Annotated in this window: 19 protein-coding genes, 2 tRNA genes and 2 pseudogenes; 16 read left to right on the forward strand and 7 right to left on the reverse strand. The window is 64.1% G+C overall.

Translation table 11 applies throughout. The features are described from left to right. Positions 1-108: 108 nt before the first annotated feature. Both AWB81_RS17880 and AWB81_RS48765 read right to left on the reverse strand, forming a co-directional pair. A tRNA-Met gene (locus AWB81_RS17880) sits at positions 109-185 on the reverse strand. Between the two features lie 197 nt (positions 186-382). Next, positions 383-508, reverse strand: a pseudogene (locus AWB81_RS48765) (YadA-like family protein); the annotation flags it as partial. 339 nt (positions 509-847) lie between these two features. On the opposite strand from AWB81_RS48765, the gene AWB81_RS17890 reads away from it, so the two are divergent. Both AWB81_RS17890 and AWB81_RS17895 read left to right on the forward strand, forming a co-directional pair. After that, positions 848-1,354: a heme-degrading domain-containing protein gene (locus AWB81_RS17890; RefSeq protein WP_062637726.1), complete on the forward strand. Its 507-nt coding sequence runs from the start codon at positions 848-850 to the stop codon at positions 1,352-1,354. A gap of 5 nt (positions 1,355-1,359) precedes the next feature. Then, positions 1,360-1,698 carry a DMT family transporter gene (locus tag AWB81_RS17895; RefSeq protein WP_062637728.1) on the forward strand — a complete coding sequence of 113 codons (339 nt, stop codon included), beginning with the start codon at positions 1,360-1,362 and terminating at the stop codon, positions 1,696-1,698. A gap of 37 nt (positions 1,699-1,735) precedes the next feature. On the opposite strand, the gene AWB81_RS17900 is transcribed toward AWB81_RS17895, so the two are convergent. Beyond that, on the reverse strand, positions 1,736-2,086 hold the full coding sequence (locus AWB81_RS17900; protein WP_062637730.1) for a hypothetical protein: 351 nt from the start codon (positions 2,084-2,086) through the stop codon (positions 1,736-1,738). 317 nt (positions 2,087-2,403) lie between these two features. On the opposite strand from AWB81_RS17900, the gene AWB81_RS17905 reads away from it, so the two are divergent. The 6 genes from AWB81_RS17905 (at position 2,404) to AWB81_RS17930 (ending at position 5,910) form a co-directional block, all read left to right on the forward strand. Continuing rightward, entirely contained in the window at positions 2,404-2,685 is a 282-nt protein-coding gene (locus AWB81_RS17905; protein ID WP_062637899.1) for a hypothetical protein, read from the forward strand. Next, positions 2,685-3,038, forward strand: coding sequence for a hypothetical protein (locus tag AWB81_RS17910; RefSeq protein ID WP_235025824.1), 354 nt, complete (start codon positions 2,685-2,687; stop codon positions 3,036-3,038). The genes AWB81_RS17905 and AWB81_RS17910 overlap by 1 nt, the downstream gene beginning before the upstream one ends. 208 nt (positions 3,039-3,246) lie before the next feature. Further along, a complete protein-coding gene (locus AWB81_RS17915) occupies positions 3,247-3,531 on the forward strand; it encodes a DUF1488 family protein (protein WP_062637901.1) in 285 nt (94 codons plus the stop codon). Between the two features lie 253 nt (positions 3,532-3,784). Continuing rightward, positions 3,785-4,021, forward strand: a complete 237-nt coding sequence (locus tag AWB81_RS17920; protein ID WP_143753645.1) for a hypothetical protein — start codon at positions 3,785-3,787, stop codon at positions 4,019-4,021. Between the two features lie 57 nt (positions 4,022-4,078). Continuing rightward, positions 4,079-4,744, forward strand: coding sequence for a TetR/AcrR family transcriptional regulator (locus AWB81_RS17925; RefSeq protein ID WP_062637736.1), 666 nt, complete (start codon positions 4,079-4,081; stop codon positions 4,742-4,744). A 50-nt stretch (positions 4,745-4,794) separates the two neighbouring features. Further along, entirely contained in the window at positions 4,795-5,910 is a 1,116-nt protein-coding gene (locus AWB81_RS17930; RefSeq protein WP_062637738.1) for an enoyl-CoA hydratase/isomerase family protein, read from the forward strand. On the opposite strand, the gene AWB81_RS17935 is transcribed toward AWB81_RS17930, so the two are convergent. Beyond that, positions 5,907-6,368, reverse strand: coding sequence for a hypothetical protein (locus AWB81_RS17935; protein ID WP_062637740.1), 462 nt, complete (start codon positions 6,366-6,368; stop codon positions 5,907-5,909). The genes AWB81_RS17930 and AWB81_RS17935 overlap by 4 nt on opposite strands. A 303-nt stretch (positions 6,369-6,671) precedes the next feature. Between AWB81_RS17935 and ssuE the strand changes: the two genes are divergently transcribed. From ssuE to AWB81_RS17960, 5 genes are all read left to right on the forward strand, one after another. Beyond that, the gene (gene ssuE, locus AWB81_RS17940; protein WP_062637742.1) at positions 6,672-7,304 is read left to right on the forward strand and encodes an NADPH-dependent FMN reductase; all 633 of its coding nucleotides are present in this window, start codon (positions 6,672-6,674) and stop codon (positions 7,302-7,304) included. Positions 7,305-7,407: 103 nt separating this feature from the next. Then, entirely contained in the window at positions 7,408-8,556 is a 1,149-nt protein-coding gene (ssuD, locus tag AWB81_RS17945; RefSeq protein WP_062637744.1) for an FMNH2-dependent alkanesulfonate monooxygenase, read from the forward strand. A gap of 16 nt (positions 8,557-8,572) precedes the next feature. Then, the gene (ssuC, locus tag AWB81_RS17950; RefSeq protein WP_062637745.1) at positions 8,573-9,415 is read left to right on the forward strand and encodes an aliphatic sulfonate ABC transporter permease SsuC; all 843 of its coding nucleotides are present in this window, start codon (positions 8,573-8,575) and stop codon (positions 9,413-9,415) included. Then, positions 9,412-10,278: an ATP-binding cassette domain-containing protein gene (locus tag AWB81_RS17955; protein ID WP_062637747.1), complete on the forward strand. Its 867-nt coding sequence runs from the start codon at positions 9,412-9,414 to the stop codon at positions 10,276-10,278. Before ssuC ends, AWB81_RS17955 begins: the two co-directional genes overlap by 4 nt. A gap of 27 nt (positions 10,279-10,305) precedes the next feature. Continuing rightward, positions 10,306-10,521 (forward strand): TOBE domain-containing protein, encoded by a 216-nt coding sequence (locus AWB81_RS17960; RefSeq protein WP_062637750.1) that lies wholly within the window; start codon positions 10,306-10,308, stop codon positions 10,519-10,521. Between the two features lie 39 nt (positions 10,522-10,560). Here the strand turns inward: AWB81_RS17960 and AWB81_RS17965 are convergent, their stop codons facing one another. Then, a complete protein-coding gene (locus tag AWB81_RS17965; protein WP_087135054.1) occupies positions 10,561-10,812 on the reverse strand; it encodes a hypothetical protein in 252 nt (83 codons plus the stop codon). Between the two features lie 184 nt (positions 10,813-10,996). Here AWB81_RS17965 and dusA point away from each other — a divergent pair, with 184 nt between their 5' ends. Further along, positions 10,997-12,013 (forward strand): tRNA dihydrouridine(20/20a) synthase DusA, encoded by a 1,017-nt coding sequence (gene dusA, locus AWB81_RS17970; RefSeq protein WP_062637762.1) that lies wholly within the window; start codon positions 10,997-10,999, stop codon positions 12,011-12,013. A gap of 104 nt (positions 12,014-12,117) precedes the next feature. After that, positions 12,118-12,193 (forward strand) — tRNA-His (locus tag AWB81_RS17975). Positions 12,194-12,462: 269 nt separating this feature from the next. Here the strand turns inward: AWB81_RS17975 and AWB81_RS17980 are convergent. Next, a pseudogene (locus tag AWB81_RS17980) lies at positions 12,463-13,089 on the reverse strand (dihydrofolate reductase family protein). Positions 13,090-13,424: 335 nt separating this feature from the next. On the opposite strand from AWB81_RS17980, the gene AWB81_RS17985 reads away from it, so the two are divergent. Continuing rightward, positions 13,425-14,321: a fructose bisphosphate aldolase gene (locus tag AWB81_RS17985; RefSeq protein WP_062637903.1), complete on the forward strand. Its 897-nt coding sequence runs from the start codon at positions 13,425-13,427 to the stop codon at positions 14,319-14,321. A gap of 87 nt (positions 14,322-14,408) precedes the next feature. Here the strand turns inward: AWB81_RS17985 and AWB81_RS17990 are convergent, their stop codons facing one another. Beyond that, entirely contained in the window at positions 14,409-14,765 is a 357-nt protein-coding gene (locus AWB81_RS17990; RefSeq protein ID WP_144444137.1) for a hypothetical protein, read from the reverse strand. Positions 14,766-14,997 lie beyond the last annotated feature (232 nt).

A 14,997-nucleotide genomic window follows, 5' to 3' on the forward strand; every position in this document is an offset into this window, starting at 1 on the left:
ACAGCTCGGCGCAACGTTTACAACCACTTCCCGCACCAAAATTAAAATGCCGTCCAGTGCTTAACTGAACGGCATTACCGGCTCGCCGGGCTTTTTGCTTTGAATACTTGGTTGCGGGGGTAGGATTTGAACCTACGACCTTCGGGTTATGAGCCCGACGAGCTGCCAGACTGCTCCACCCCGCGTCCGTCGAAGAGAAGATTATAGAGCATCGGGATAGGCGCCGCAAGCTTTTCGAGATTCTGGCGAGATGCGAAGAGGTTGGTTCTTGCGCCTCCGGCCCGATTTCGAGAAAAGCGTGTGTGCAACCGTGAAGCCGCGTCAGAAGCCGATTGCCACGTTTGGCGCGGACTGTCGTCTCCTCGCCCAGTGTCAGCACGGCGTCGCGCGTAAAACGGCGCTGGAAGCCGACCGCGAGCGCCGCCTTGTCGCGATACACGCCGACACCCGCAGCGAAGCGATTGTCCCGATCGACGATGGCGGCCGCGCTGCCCGTCATCAGCGCCATCGGTGTAACTCATCGACTGCCTGACGGCCGTGTTGCAGTTACCTGAATTACGCTTAGTAACGCGAAATATCTGATTGGGATTATCTGGCGGCGTACGCGATTAAATTCGTGATCGCGTTCTGAGGCGGACGACCTAAGTCGTGCGATGCCGCATGCGATCAATCTGACGCGAATCGCGAAAAATTGCTTTTGATCCTGGTTTCGTCTCATGGTGACGCGCAATGTCGTTTGAATGAAAGTCCGTGACGGTGCGCGCTGCGTCATTTGCACGCGGGCGTGTCAAAATTGCGCTCGCGCATGCGGTTCCAATTCATTCGAAACGATCACGAAGGCATCCCCATGGACATCCCTCACGACCTCAACGCCATCGCCCATCAGGAAAAAACGCTGGTTTTCCCGAAGTTCGATTGCGAGCGCGCATGGCAGATCGGCGCGCAACTGCGCGAGATGGCCTTCGCGCGCGGCGCGGCCGTCGCGATTGACGTGCGCACGTTCGGCCAGCGGCTCTTCTTCGCCGCGCTCGACGGCACGACGCCTAACAACAGCGCATGGATCGAGCGCAAGTCGCGAACCGTCGAGCATTTCCGGTGCAGCTCGTATGCGATCGGCCTGCAACTCCAGCAGCAGGGCACGACACTCGGCGACAAATATGGCCTTCCCGCCGCCGAGTTCGCGTCGCATGGCGGCGCCTTTCCGCTCTCGGTCGCGGGCGCGGGCGTGATCGGCTCGGTGGCGGTCTCGGGGTTGCCGCAACGCGAAGATCACCAACTCGTGGTCGAAGCGCTCTGCGCGGTGCTGGGTCAGGACTTTGGCGCGCTTGCGCTCACGCGGGAATCGGGGGCATAGGGCGCATGCGTTCGTCCGCGTATGTGCTCCTCGCGTTCGCGATCGTCGCCGAGGTCGTGGCGACGTCCGCATTGCGCGCCTCCGACGGTTTCACGCGTCTGATCCCGTCGATCGTCGTCGTCGTGGGCTACGGCTTCTCGTTCTATTTGTTGTCGCTCACGCTGCGCTCGATTCCGGTCGGCGTCGTCTATGCCGTCTGGTCCGGCGCGGGGATCGTGCTGATCACGGCGGTCGCCGCGATCCTCTTCAAGCAGATCCCGGACTGGCCCGCCGTGCTCGGCATGGGCCTGATCGTGTCGGGGGTCGTCGTGCTCAATGTGTTTTCGAAGGTCAGCGCACACTGACGGCGTTGCCGGGCGCGCGCCTTCGCGACGCCCGCGCTCACTTGCAGCGCACGACCATCGAGCGGTTCTTGACGTTCGCGGAGATCACGTTGCTGATGCCACCGCCGGTCGGTCCGCCTTCCTCATTGTCCTTGGAGACGATGTCGTAGCCGGTTGCGCCGCAGGCCTTGCCGGCGAGCACATAGCAGCTTCCCCAGCTCGACGACGCATCGGCGCCGCTGCAGTTGATCGCGTAACCGGTTTGTCCGTCGGGCAGGTTGATGAGCGACGCATTGTTCGACGAAGCGCAAGCCGAAAGGCCCGCGGCTGCGGCGACAAGGGCGGCGCCAAGCGGCAGGCCTGGCAATCTCGGCGAAGTGCGGCGCACGCGCCGCGCAAATTCCTTCATTTTTACCTCGTGAAAAACAGGGAAAGGGTGGGTTCAAGCCTGGGTGGCAGTATTTTCCCACACGCGCTTTACGCGCCGCGTAAGCGGTTGTTAGCGCGGCGTCACGCGGGCGCGCGCCTTGCGAGGGCGTAAGGCCTGGCCGCGAGGGCCGAATCAGGCGCACACGGCAATCGGCATGGTTTGCCGCAAAGCCGGAAATCGGCGCGAACTAATTTCCGAATCGCGAACCTTACTGCATGCGCCCGCCGTTCGCGGCCACGAGCCGGCGGCCGGCGTTATCGGTGTATCGGCGCCTCGAACCGCATAAGGAGAACCACATGGCAGAACGTGTATCCAGGCCCTACCGGGGCTATTACATCAGCGCGTCGGCGCGTCTGACCCAGACACATCATCCCGATGCCGCCGCCGGCGGCATCGCCGAAGCGCCGATCTACGTGGGCGCCGTGAGCGTCGCGCAGCGCGGTCCGAACGACGCGCATCGCTTCGAGGCGCTCGTCGATCTCGGCAGCGAGCAGCGCTTCGCGACCGAAGACGAAGCGCTCGCGCACGTCGAACAGGCGGCCCGCGACTACATCGACCGTCTTCTTTCCGTGACCTGATGCGCCAGCTCAACGTACGCCATCCGCTCTTGCACGACATCGCGCGTTGTCTGCTCGATCTGTTCCCGAGCAACGCCGATGTGAGCGAGGTCGGCCCGGAGCTTACGCCGTCGCTCTTTGTCAGCTGGCGCACGAGCGGCGTGGCCAATCATCCGGGCAACGTCGCGTGGGGCGTGCACTACCGGTTCGACCCGCAATTGTTGAAGAGCGGCACTGAACTCACCGGCGAAGCGTGTGAGCGCGCACGAGACCGCGTGCGGGAGATGAGCCGGCATCTGCGCTTCGACTACGCCGACCCTCAGGCGACGTCGCTTTTCATCGTCGACGTGCCGACCGCCGTGTTCGAGGCATGACAGATACATCTTCATTGACCCGCACATCGGGTTTCGGCGGGCGGCGGCTGTCCGCTCTGGACCGCGCATCGTGCTCGCGAGTACCATATCCGCCGAACCGGCTGCGACGGTCTTTTCGGGCTCGAGCGCGCAACGCCGCGCCGCCCCGGATCTGCTTTCGGCCACCTTTCCGACCTTTCCGACCTTTCTGTCCAGTCACGAGGCGATCATGGTTATCGAATTTCCCCAGGACGCTCCCGACTATCACAGCGCCAATCTGACGATCGTCTTCGATGCGCTCGTCGACGGCGCGCGCGTCCCGTGTGCGATCTCCGTCGAGGCACTGGAAGATCATTTCGATGCGCAGAGCTTCGACAGCAGCGGCTGGATCGGCGCATTCGACGCCGGCCGCCCGCGCATCGAGGCCGTTGCGCGCGAGCATCTGCGGGTGAGCAACGGCTTGCCGGTGCTTCTGAAGAGCGGCCATTTTCCGCCCGGAAAAGTGATCGCCTGAGCGTTTCGCCGTGCATCCGTCCCGCGCGCCGGGACGCAATTACACGCCCTTGTAAGCCCTGCCCGGTGAGCGCTCCCGCAGCGCCGACGCGCGGTGCGGCGGTCCTTCCCGGCCGTCCGCCTGCCAGCGCGCACAAACGTACATAAACGCACGGCAAAAGCCGCGAGCGACCTCACGCGGGTTCTGATTTGCGATTACCATTCCAGTTATCGTGCGCCGCGCATCGCGACTGGTGCGGCACGCAGCTTGCTCCGTGAGACGCGCTTTCGCGGCTGCAGCCAACTATAAAAGTCGCTCGGGGGTTGTCATGTTTCATACCTTGGCGAGTTCGTTCGTCGAATTCAATGCCTTCTGGCTGATCTGGGCCGCTGCCGGCGTGCTGTTTCTGGCCGTTTGCATCGTGATCGCGTCGGCCATCACGAGTGAGCAGGAAGAACCGTTCGAGCGCGCCGCGCCGCGATCCGACAATAAGCGCAAAATAATAGTCTGAAGCGCTCGGCCGGACTGAACGACCGTCAGTCCGGACTCATTTTCCGAGAGTGCCCGCATGGGAATCCAGGAACGACGGACCGAACAGCGGCAGGCGGTGCGAGAGCGCATCTTGAGTGCGTCGCGGGAAATCGTCGGCCGGGAGGGCTACGCCGCGCTGTCCATGCGCAAAATCGCGGAGGCGATCGACTATTCGCCCGCCGCCCTGTACCTGCATTTCAAGAGCCGCGCCGAGATCGCCCGCGCATTGCGCAGCGAGGGCTACGCGCAACTGCTGACGGCCTTCGCGCCCCACGCGAGTATCGTCGATGCCGCCGAGCGGCTGAAGGCAATGGGGCGCGCCTACGTCGAATTCGGGCTCGGTCATTGCGAAACGTATCGCCTGATGTTCATGGAAGCGTCGGGCGTCGATGCGAGCGCCGCTACTGCCGATGCCGCAAAAACCCTGTCGCTCGTGACCGACGCGTTCGTCGAATTGCGCGCGGCCGGGCGCCTGAGCGCCGGAGCGCCGGCCGCCGCGTGCGCCGAGGCACTGTGGGCGAACCTGCACGGCATCGTCGCGCTTGCTATCGTGAATTCCGTGCGGTCGTCGCGCCTTCCGCACGCGACGCAGTCAGCTTCTTCAATGCATTCCACGCAAGTTCCGCTGCCGCGCTCGCCGGCCGAAGCGCTCGCCGAGCTTTCGCTCGACGCGTGGTTCGGCCACGACCCCGGCCGGGCATGAAGCTCGCGTGGTAACGAATCGACACTTAGCGAACCGAACCCTTTGCACCGATGAGAACCCACGACATCCACATCGAAACCGCCAACGGCATCGGCTTTATCGCGCTCGATCGGCCGCAGGCGCTGAACGCGCTCACGAGCGGCATGCTGCACGCCATTCGCAATGCGCTCGGCGACTGGCGCCACGATCACGCTATCCGTGCTGTGGTGGTCTACAGTCCGCACCCGCGCGCGTTCTGCGCGGGCGGCGACATCCGCTTCCTTTATGAGGCGGCGAAGGCGGGCGAGCGCGCGACCGTCGACAAGTTCTTCACCGACGAATATCGGCTCAATCACACCGTTTTCACATATTCGAAGCCGTATATCGCGGTGACGAACGGCGTCGTGATGGGCGGCGGCGTCGGCATTTCGCAGGGCGCGCATCACACCGGCGGACTGCGGATCGTGACCGGCTCGACGAAAATGGCAATGCCGGAGACGCGCATCGGCCTCTTTCCTGACGTCGGCGCGAGCTGGTTTCTCGCCCGTGCGCCGGGTGCGATCGGGCGCTATCTGGCGGCGACGGGAGCGACGATCGGCGCCGCGGACGCGCTCTACGCGCGCCTCGCCGACGCCTATCTCGACGACGCCGCGCTGCCCGGCCTGATCGAGGCGCTGAAGCACGAGCGTCTGAACGACGGCGTGGACATCGTGCGTTTCGTCGGCGCCGAGTGCGTGAAGCACAAGGTAACGCCCACACCCGACGCGAGCCCGCTCGCCGCGGTCCGCACGTCGATTGACAAGCATTTCGCGGCGGGCGACGGGAAAGCGATTCTCGCGTCGCTGGAAAAGGAAGCCGATGGCGGCGCCGCCGCCGAGTGGGCGAGGGAGACGATCGCCGTGTTGCGCGAGCGCTCGCCGCTGTCGATCGAGATCGCGCTGGAACTCGTCGACCGCGCGCGGCTCTCGACGATGGCCGACACGCTGCGGCGCGACCTCGACGTGACGCGCAACGTGTTCGAGCACGGCGACGTGGTGGAGGGCATCCGGGCGCGCATCGTCGACAAGGACAACGAGCCGGCGTGGAAGGTCGCGCGGCTGGAAGACGTCACGCCCGAGGAAGTCAAGCGGATGCTCGAAAGCCCGTGGTCGCGGGACCACCATCCGCTGAAGCTGCTGAAGGATTAGGGCGCCCGGCGTCCGCTGCGGTTATCGCGCGCGCGCTCGCCCGCGGTTTCCGCCATGAAGGCGCGCATGAACACGAGCGCGCCCCAGCCCCACATCGCGTTGGTCACGAATCCGATCGCAAGGCGCGGCAGCATGTTGCCGCTCGGCCAGATGCCGCGCGCCGGACCGACGACGAACACGCTCGCCGCCGTCAGCACGATGCCGCCGAACACGAGTGCGCCGATCCACGGCGCGCTGCGATCGGGCGCGATGCGCAACAGCCACGCCATCAGCACGCCGAACACGGAACTCCATAGCGCGTTTGCAATGAACTCGGGAATGCCGAGCGGCAGGAACGGAGCGGTGGAATACCCGGCCGGATCGATTACGCCGGCCGCGTGCAGCAGCGCGAGCGTCGCTTCGCGGAAAAACAGGGCCGCGAGAAAGCCGGAAACAAACGGCAAAATGACTTTTTGCATTGAGTGCACCGCGTATGGCGCGAGCCGCCGGCTGCGCCGTATTTTTTTGGGATGAGCGCCATTATAGTGGGCGCGCTTCCCGTCATTCCCGCGATTCCTCGTGGTGCCCGCGCTTCATTGCTCATGCGCCGACAACCGCTCTCCGGGCGCCAGCCAAATCACGAAAGCGGAAAACCTAAGCTGGAAAAAATCGTTCTAAACGATGAGGGTCATCCCTAGACTGTTTCACCAGTGGGACGGAACGGCCGTCCCGCGCGAACGCGCGACTGACATTACGAGCGCGAGCACAAGGAAACAGCAGCGATGTCCTATGTAGTGTCGATTTCCGGAAGTCCCGCCGCCCAGTCGCGCAGCACGCATCTGCTCTCGCTTGCCGAAAGCTCGCTGCGCTCGCGCGGCATCGCCGTTAGGCGCATCGACGCGCGCGCGCTGCCGCCGGCGGCGCTGATGCATGCGGACTTCGCTCATCCGTCGATTCGCGAGGCGCTCGAACTGATCGAGCACGCGCAGGCGGTGGTGATCTCGACGCCGCTCTACAAGGCGTCCTACAGCGGCCTCGTCAAGACGCTGCTCGACCTGCTGCCGCAGACGGGGCTCGCCGGCAAGATCGTGCTGCCGATCGCGACGGGCGGCTCGCTCGCGCATCTGCTTGCGCTCGACTATGCGCTCAAGCCCGTGCTGTCGTCGCTCGGTGCGCGGCATCATCTGCCGAACGTGTTTGCTTCCGACGCCGATCTGCCGCGATCCGCAAGCGGCTATGTCGCTTCCCCCGAGACCGTCCAGCGAGTGAGCGCATCCGCCGACGCGCTCGCGCACGCGCTCGACGAACAGGCTCAGTTGCGCGAACTGCGGACGAAAGCCGCGAGCCTCGCGGCGGCCAGCGCGCCGCGCGAAACGGCCGCGACGCTCGCCGCGCTGATCCGCTGCGCGACCTGAGTCCGGCTTCGTCCTTTCTCGGGCTCGCGAGAGCTCGCCTCCTGCGGCGCCGCATTGCCTCATTCCCTTTTCGAATTCACAAAGAACAGCGCAGGAGCCCCTGATGAATGTGTTCTGGTTCATTCCGACCCACGGCGACAGCCGCTATCTCGGCACGACCGAAGGCGCGCGCGCCGCGGACGCCGATTATTTCCGCCAGATCGCCGTCGCCGCCGATACGCTCGGCTACGAAGGCGTGCTGCTGCCGACCGGCCGCTCGTGCGAGGACGCGTGGGTCGTCGCGTCGAGCCTGATTCCCGCGACCAGGCGCCTCAAGTTTCTCGTCGCGATCCGGCCGGGACTGTCGTCGCCAGGATTGTCGGCGCGCATGGCGGCTACCTTCGACCGGCTCTCAGGCGGGCGTCTCCTCATCAACGTCGTGACGGGCGGCGATCAGGCCGAACTGGAAGGCGACGGCGTGTTCCTCGATCACGACACTCGCTACGAAGTCACCGACGAATTCCTGCACATCTGGAAGAAGCTGCTTGCAGCGTCGCACACGAGCGAATCGATCGATTTCGAAGGCACGCATCTCGCGTCGAAGGGCGGCAAGCTGCTTTATCCGCCGGTGCAGAAGGCGCATCCGCCGCTGTGGTTCGGCGGATCGTCGGCGGCGGCGCACGGGATCGTCGCCGATCACATCGACACCTATCTCACCTGGGGCGAGCCGCCCGCCGACGTCGAAAAGAAGCTCGCGGATGTCAGGAAGCGCGTGGCGGCAGAGGGCCGCGAGATCAGGTTCGGCATCCGCCTGCACGTGATCGTGCGCGAGACCGAGCAGGAAGCGTGGGCCGCCGCCGACAAGCTCATCAGCAAACTCGACGACGAAACCATCCAGCGCGCGCAGGCGCAGTTCGCGAAGATGGATTCCGAAGGCCAGCGGCGTATGGCGGCACTTCACGGCGGACGGCGCGACAAGCTCGAGGTCTATCCGCATCTGTGGGCGGGCGTCGGGCTCGTGCGCGGCGGGGCGGGCACGGCGCTCGTCGGCAATCCGGAGCAGGTCGCGGGGCTGATGAAGGAGTACGCGGCGCTCGGCATCGATACGTTCATTCTCTCGGGCTATCCGCATCTCGAAGAGTCGTACCGGTTCGCCGAACTCGTGTTTCCGCTTCTGCCGCGCGAGCAGAAGGAACGCGTCGCGGGCCCATTGTCCGGTCCGTTCGGCGAGGTCGTCGGCAATACGTACGTGCCGCGCGCGTCGCAAAGCTGATTAAGGAGCACGACTCATGGCTCATATCGACATAGCCCAGCCGAGCACCGCGCGTGCCGGCGCTGCCGCAGCCGGCCTGCTGCGCCGCGTCGCGGCGCAGGGCGCGCCGTGGCTCGTGCCGCTCGCGATCCTCGTCGCGTGGGAACTCGCCGCGCGCACGGGCGGACTGTCGGCGCGGATCCTGCCCGAGCCGCTCGCGGTCGTCACGGCCGCGTGGACGCTCGTGCAGTCCGGCGACTTGTGGGCGAACGTGAAAGTGAGCGCGTGGCGCGCGGTGGCGGGTTTCGCGATCGGCGGCGGCATCGGCTTCGCGCTCGGGCTGGCGACGGGTCTTTCCCGGAGCGCCGAGACCGCGCTCGATTCAACGATCCAGATGATCCGCAACATCCCCGCGCTCGCGATGATCCCGCTCGTGATCCTGTGGTTCGGCATCGGCGAGGAGGCGAAGCTCTTTCTCGTCGCGCTCGGCGTGTTTTTTCCGGTGTACGTGAACACGTTCCACGGCATCCGGTCCGTCGATGCCGGTCTGATTGAGATGGCGCGAAGCTATGGGCTCTCCGGCTTCGCGCTCTACCGCGATGTGATCCTGCCGGGCGCGCTGCCGTCGATTCTGGTCGGCGTGCGTTTCGCGCTCGGGCTCATGTGGGTGATGCTGATCGTCGCGGAAACGATTTCGGCGCAATCGGGCATCGGCTACATGACAATGAACGCGCGCGAGTTTCTTCAGACCGACGTCGTGGTGGTCGGCATCCTGCTGTACGCGTTGCTCGGCAAGCTCGCCGACATGCTCGCGAAGGGCATCGAGCGCGCGACGCTGCGCTGGCACCCGGCTTATCAGGCAAAAGGAGCCACGCGATGAGCGCCATCACTTCTTCCACCGACTTCGCGGGCGGCGAACTCGACTTCGGACCGAGGCGAGACGAGAGCAGGGCAGCGCCGCTCGCCCGCGCCGCGACGCCCGCCTCGGGTGCTGATTTCGCCGTCGAAATGCGAAACGTCGACAAGCGCTATGGCGACCGCAACGTGCTGTCGAATTTCGATTTCGCGATCGAGCGGGGCAGTTTCGTGTCGATCGTCGGCAGGAGCGGCTGCGGGAAATCGACGCTGCTGCGGCTGGTCGCGGGACTCGAAGCGCCCGGCGGCGGCACACTCGAGCGTCACGGCGAGCGCGCAGGCCAGGCGTTGCAGACCCGCATCATGTTCCAGGACGCGCGGCTCCTGCCCTGGAAGACCGTGCTGCAGAACGTGATGCTCGGCCTGCCGCGCAACGCGCGCGACGAGGCCCGCGCGGTGCTCGCGGAGGTGAGCCTGAGCGATCGCGAAGACGACTGGCCCGCGCAGCTCTCCGGCGGCCAGCGTCAGCGCGTCGCGCTGGCGCGCGCGCTCGTGCATCGGCCGGATCTGCTGCTGCTCGACGAGCCGCTCGGCGCACTCGATGCGCTCACCCGCATCGAAATGCACGCGCTGATCGAACGGCTGTGGCGCGAGCATCGCTTCACGGCGCTGCTCGTCACGCACGACGTGCAGGAGGCGGTGTCGCTCGGCGATCGCATCGTGCTGATCGAGGCGGGGCGCATTGCCTACGATGCCGCGATTCGTCTGCCGAGACCGCGTTCGCGGACCTCGCCTTCGTTCGCCGCGCTGGAGGAAGCGGTGCTCACGCGCGTGCTCGGGCATGAACCGAGCGAGTTTCGTCCCTTGCCGACGGCGTCCGCCGTCTGAAAAAACCCAACACGAAGGAAACGAGCAATGACCATCACCGCCATCAACGTGCGCAATCAGTTCCGGGGCAAAGTGAAGGAAATCATCCGCGGGCCGGTGGTGTCGGAAGTCGATGTCGATACGCCGTTCGGCATCGTCACGTCCGTCATCACTACGCGCTCGATCGACGAACTCGCGATCGCCGTCGGCACGGAAGTGGTGGCGCTCGTCAAGTCGACCGAAGTGTCGATCGCGCTCATCTGAGCGTTCGCCGGAACTTTCGTCCGACCGTTCGCGTGCGGCTTACTTCGCGATCGCGTCGCTGGCGGGGCTGTTGTGCAGCATGCGGTCGCTGTTGGGCGGGGCAGCCGGGCGCTTGACCGGCATGTTGTCCGGATTGTTCGGGCGCGTGGCGCTCGCGCCCGCCGCGCCCGGCGGCTTGACCATCGACGCGTTGGCGTCGCCCGGCGGCGCCGTCTGCGCACAGGCGTTCGCAGCGGCCAGCGCGCTCGCGAACGCGAAGAAGGCGGCTGCGACCAAGGGTTGGCTCGTCATGGCTTGCTCCCGATTTTCGCCGGCGTCGGGTTTCGCGCGGCGTCGCTTTGCTGATGTGACCGGCTGCGGGCGTTGCAGTTCGGCGGCCGTCGCTGTGGCGCAGCCGGTCGATTTCACCGTCCTACGGTAAAATGATGGATTCGGCGCGTTTTTGCGCGCCCCACGCCATCTTCCCGCGTTTTCCATGTCAGCAGTTTCCAAGCCCAGCCCCCGCCGCGTCAGCGTCGCCCCGATGATGGACTGGACCGACCGGCATTGCCGTTCCTTTCATCGTCTGATCACGCGCGACACGTGGCTTTACACCGAAATGGTGACCACCGGCGCGCTCCTTCACGGCGACGTCGCGCGGCATCTCGCCTTCACGCCCGCCGAGGCGCCGGTCGCGCTGCAACTCGGCGGCAGCGAGCCGGCCGATCTCGCGAAGAGCGCGAAGCTCGGCGAACAATGGGGCTACGACGAGATCAACCTGAACTGCGGCTGTCCGTCGGAGCGCGTGCAGCGCGGCGCGTTCGGCGCGTGCCTGATGAACGAGCCGCAGCTCGTCGCCGATTGCGTGAAGGCGATGCGCGACGCCGTCGCGATTCCGGTGACGGTGAAGCACCGGATCGGCGTCGATGCGGTCGAGAACTACGAGTTCGTGCGCGATTTCGTCGGCACGGTCGCCGACGCGGGCTGCGAGGTCTTCATCGTGCACGCGCGCAATGCGATCCTGAAGGGCCTGAGCCCGAAGGAGAATCGCGAGATTCCGCCGCTCAAGTATGAGTATGCGTACCGGCTGAAGCGCGATTTTCCGCAGCTCGAGATTTCGATCAACGGCGGCATCAAGACGCTCGACGAAGTGGAAGAGCATCTGAAGCACGTCGATGGCGTGATGCTCGGCCGCGAGGCGTATCACAATCCATTCGTGCTGGCGGGCGTCGATTCGCGTTTCTACGGCGCCAGCACGCCGGTGCCGACGCGCGAGGAGATCGAGGCGGAGCTGATCGAGTACGCGCGCGCGGAGCTTGAGCGGGGGACGTATCTCGGCGCGATCGTGCGGCACGCGCTCGGGCTGTACCGGGGCGTGGCGGGGGCGCGCGGCTGGCGTCGCGTGCTGTCGGACAGCCGTCGGCTCGCGGCGCGCGATCTCGCGATCTTCGACGAGGCGCGCGGTCATTTGCGCGAGGCGCTGGAACTGGCCGAGGAATCCGGCACGAATTGATTCGCGAGGGACTAGGCAAACGGAATCTTTATTCGTATAATCTCGCTTCTCGATCGGTAAGCCAGCTCTGGCAAGCCCGAGAGCAGTAAATCAGTTGGTCAGTGGTGGCTGTAGCTCAGTTGGTAGAGTCCAGGATTGTGATTCCTGTCGTCGTGGGTTCGAGTCCCATCAGCCACCCCAATCGAATCAAAGCGCTAGCCCAGTTCTCGATGCTGGGCTTTTTGCTTTCTGCAATCCGTGTCACCGCTCCCTCCCGCCGTTTATTTAGCGATCCGGCAATGCTCTGGTTCGCTCCTGCCCCAGCGACCGCCATCAACAACAAAACGTTTTGCGCGGGGCGACTACGGCACGCGCGAACAGGTGTTCTGTTTTCGCCCCATGACGCGAGAATTAAGCCAACCCGCGAAACGGGTTCGGCGTGGATGATTCGTCACTCTGCAAATCGTGCCTTAGTCGACTTCATCGAACGCTCCTGTGCGCACCTCGCCGTTGCGCACGTAGAGGGTAATCAGTACGCCGCCTGGCGTGCTTGTCGAGTGCGCCAGAGTGAAGGCAGACGCCAGTGCGTTTTCACCGAACAAGCGCTTGCCCCGCCCAAGCATGATGGGTTAAATCAGAAGCCGAAGCTCGTCCACCAGGCCAGCCGCGAGCAGTTGGCTCACCATGTCGCCGCTGCCGAACGTCAATAGATCGGCGTCGTCCTGACGTTTAAGCGCGCGTATCGCGTCGGCAAGGTCGCCTTTAAGCGCACGACTGTTCTGCCAGTCAAGAGTACCGGGTCGATGCGTCGCCACGTGCTTGGGTACGCTGTTGAAAAGGTCAGCGATGGCGCGGCTCTTTGAATCGGCCGGTACGCGCGGCCAGTACGACGCGAATATGTCGTAGGTGCAACACCCCAGCAGCAGATCGAACGGCTGCGAGAGCAGGTCCTGCAAGTTTCGGCCGGTGGCTTCGTCCGCATAGGGAACTATCCAGCCACCAAGGCGGAATTCACCGCTGCAATCTTCTCTAGGCCCGCCAGGGGATTGAATTACGCCATCCAGACTGATGAACGCGGAAACAACAAGCTTGCGCATACTGACCTCCAGGTCGACGAACCCGATCGGTACATAGATACGACGAACCATTCGCATGCGGATCGACAACGGGCGTTCACGGCAATGAACATCATCGAGTTCAGCACGCCGCAGCAGAACGAAAATGCGTCAAACCGTTCGTCGAGGGCAAGATCTGCCTCTCGCCTTCGATCTGCGAACGGACGCAGTTCGGTGCGGTGAGCCACGAGACGCATGTGAAATCTTGCATGTCGACGTGAGTCGATGAAATGATGGACACTGTTTCAAACACAGTAAACTGACTGCACGGACCGTGCTCGCGTTCCGGCGTTTGAACCTTGAGGAGGGAAATGTTCGTGGCTAACGAAAAGATGCTGGCGCAAATGGCGAAGAAGCAGGGATTCATCGCCGCTCTGGATCAGAGCGGCGGTTCGACGCCGGGCGCGCTACGGCAGTACGGTATTCCGGATGACGCCTACAGCGGCGACGCCGAGATGTTCAAGCTGATGCACGAAATGCGCGTGCGCATCATCACCGCGCCGTCGTTCTCGGGTGAGAAGGTGATCGGCGCCATTCTCTTCGAAGCCACCATGGATGGTCAGGCGAACGGCAAGCCGGTGCCTGCATTCCTGTGGGAAGACAGGGGCGTGGTGCCGTTCCTCAAGGTCGACAAGGGCCTCGAAGCGGAAGCCAATGGCGTACAGGTCATGAAGCCAAACCCTGGTCTCGATACGCTGCTGGCACGCGCGGTGAAACTCGGCGTCTTCGGCACGAAGATGCGTTCGGTGATCCACCACGCGAACGAGCAGGGCATCGCCGCTGTGGTGAAACAGCAGTTCGAAGTGGGTGCGCAGATCATAGGGCACGGTCTCGTGCCGATTCTCGAACCCGAAGTGTCGATCAAGAGCCCGGACAAGAAGGGCGCGGAAAAGATCCTGCGCGATGAATTGATCAAGGGTCTGGACGCGCTGCCCGAGTCGAGCCAGGTGATGATCAAGCTGACCATCCCTGACGAAGTGGACTTTTATCGTCCGCTGATCGAGCATCCGCGTGTCGTGCGCGTGGTCGCGCTGTCGGGCGGCTATACGCGTAGCGACGCGTGCAAGCGTCTTGCCGAGAACCACGGCATGATCGCGAGCTTCTCGCGCGCGCTGATCAACGAGTTGAAGAAGTCGATGAGCGACGACGAGTTCAATACGACGCTCAAAGAGTCCATCGACGAAATCTACGACGCGTCTGTCGAGAAGATCTGACGCGTCGGTGACGATGAGGCCAGGTGCCCGGCCTCATCGTTTTCGCATTCATGCGCGCCGTCGGGACATCAGTCGATGCCCGCGCTGCTACAGCGCGTTCGGTCTTACACGACCGACGGTTGCCTCAGTCAAGCCTGCGGCAAGCGACCCTATGACGTCAGTCAGCGCCGGGCTCGTCGTCTCGATCTGAAGCGTGATCGTGGTGTGCGCGCGATCGATCTTCACCACATACATGCGCAGCGCATCGCCCAACGCGCAACGTAATGCCCGCCTGGCATTCAGAGAGGACGTGCCGGGCAGTGTCACCTGGAGTTGCAACGTCGAGCGCGCTTCGTTGATGCACATCGGCCGATCACGACGCGACGAGCAGGTTTGAACCGTATGGGCCAGGGCCATTGTGATGAGGGCGCCGCATTGGAGCCAAAGCGGCTTGCTGTTGAACACATCGACGAGTCTAGGGCGTCCGACATAAAAACGATGAAAAAAGATACTCTTGACGCGTAGCGTCGATGTAATTACGAAGCATATCTAATCATATATGGTCGATTACGCGACCTGATTCGTCGCGACGTGGTACGCCTGGAAAGTCCCACCGGCCGCCGTGCCGATCACTCCCCCACGATGCTCTGTTTTCACCGTCGACGCCGAGCGGCGTTTACACGATTTTTACACCCGA

The sequence above is a fragment of the Caballeronia arationis genome (assembly GCF_001544975.2).
GTDB classification, from domain to species: domain Bacteria; phylum Pseudomonadota; class Gammaproteobacteria; order Burkholderiales; family Burkholderiaceae; genus Caballeronia; species Caballeronia arationis.

Bases quoted from the DNA above. Each gene is read 5' to 3' on its own strand.
- AWB81_RS17890 (WP_062637726.1), top strand. From the start codon at position 848: ATGGACATCCCTCACGACCTCAACGCCATCGCCCATCAGGAAAAAACG.
- AWB81_RS17895 (WP_062637728.1), top strand. From the start codon at position 1,360: ATGCGTTCGTCCGCGTATGTGCTCCTCGCGTTCGCGATCGTCGCCGAG.
- AWB81_RS17900 (WP_062637730.1), bottom strand. From the start codon at position 2,086: ATGAAGGAATTTGCGCGGCGCGTGCGCCGCACTTCGCCGAGATTGCCA.
- AWB81_RS17905 (WP_062637899.1), top strand. From the start codon at position 2,404: ATGGCAGAACGTGTATCCAGGCCCTACCGGGGCTATTACATCAGCGCG.
- AWB81_RS17910 (WP_235025824.1), top strand. From the start codon at position 2,685: ATGCGCCAGCTCAACGTACGCCATCCGCTCTTGCACGACATCGCGCGT.
- AWB81_RS17915 (WP_062637901.1), top strand. From the start codon at position 3,247: ATGGTTATCGAATTTCCCCAGGACGCTCCCGACTATCACAGCGCCAAT.
- AWB81_RS17925 (WP_062637736.1), top strand. From the start codon at position 4,079: ATGGGAATCCAGGAACGACGGACCGAACAGCGGCAGGCGGTGCGAGAG.
- AWB81_RS17930 (WP_062637738.1), top strand. From the start codon at position 4,795: ATGAGAACCCACGACATCCACATCGAAACCGCCAACGGCATCGGCTTT.
- AWB81_RS17935 (WP_062637740.1), bottom strand. From the start codon at position 6,368: ATGCAAAAAGTCATTTTGCCGTTTGTTTCCGGCTTTCTCGCGGCCCTG.
- ssuE (WP_062637742.1), top strand. From the start codon at position 6,672: ATGTCCTATGTAGTGTCGATTTCCGGAAGTCCCGCCGCCCAGTCGCGC.
- ssuD (WP_062637744.1), top strand. From the start codon at position 7,408: ATGAATGTGTTCTGGTTCATTCCGACCCACGGCGACAGCCGCTATCTC.
- ssuC (WP_062637745.1), top strand. From the start codon at position 8,573: ATGGCTCATATCGACATAGCCCAGCCGAGCACCGCGCGTGCCGGCGCT.
- AWB81_RS17955 (WP_062637747.1), top strand. From the start codon at position 9,412: ATGAGCGCCATCACTTCTTCCACCGACTTCGCGGGCGGCGAACTCGAC.
- AWB81_RS17960 (WP_062637750.1), top strand. From the start codon at position 10,306: ATGACCATCACCGCCATCAACGTGCGCAATCAGTTCCGGGGCAAAGTG.
- AWB81_RS17965 (WP_087135054.1), bottom strand. From the start codon at position 10,812: ATGACGAGCCAACCCTTGGTCGCAGCCGCCTTCTTCGCGTTCGCGAGC.
- dusA (WP_062637762.1), top strand. From the start codon at position 10,997: ATGTCAGCAGTTTCCAAGCCCAGCCCCCGCCGCGTCAGCGTCGCCCCG.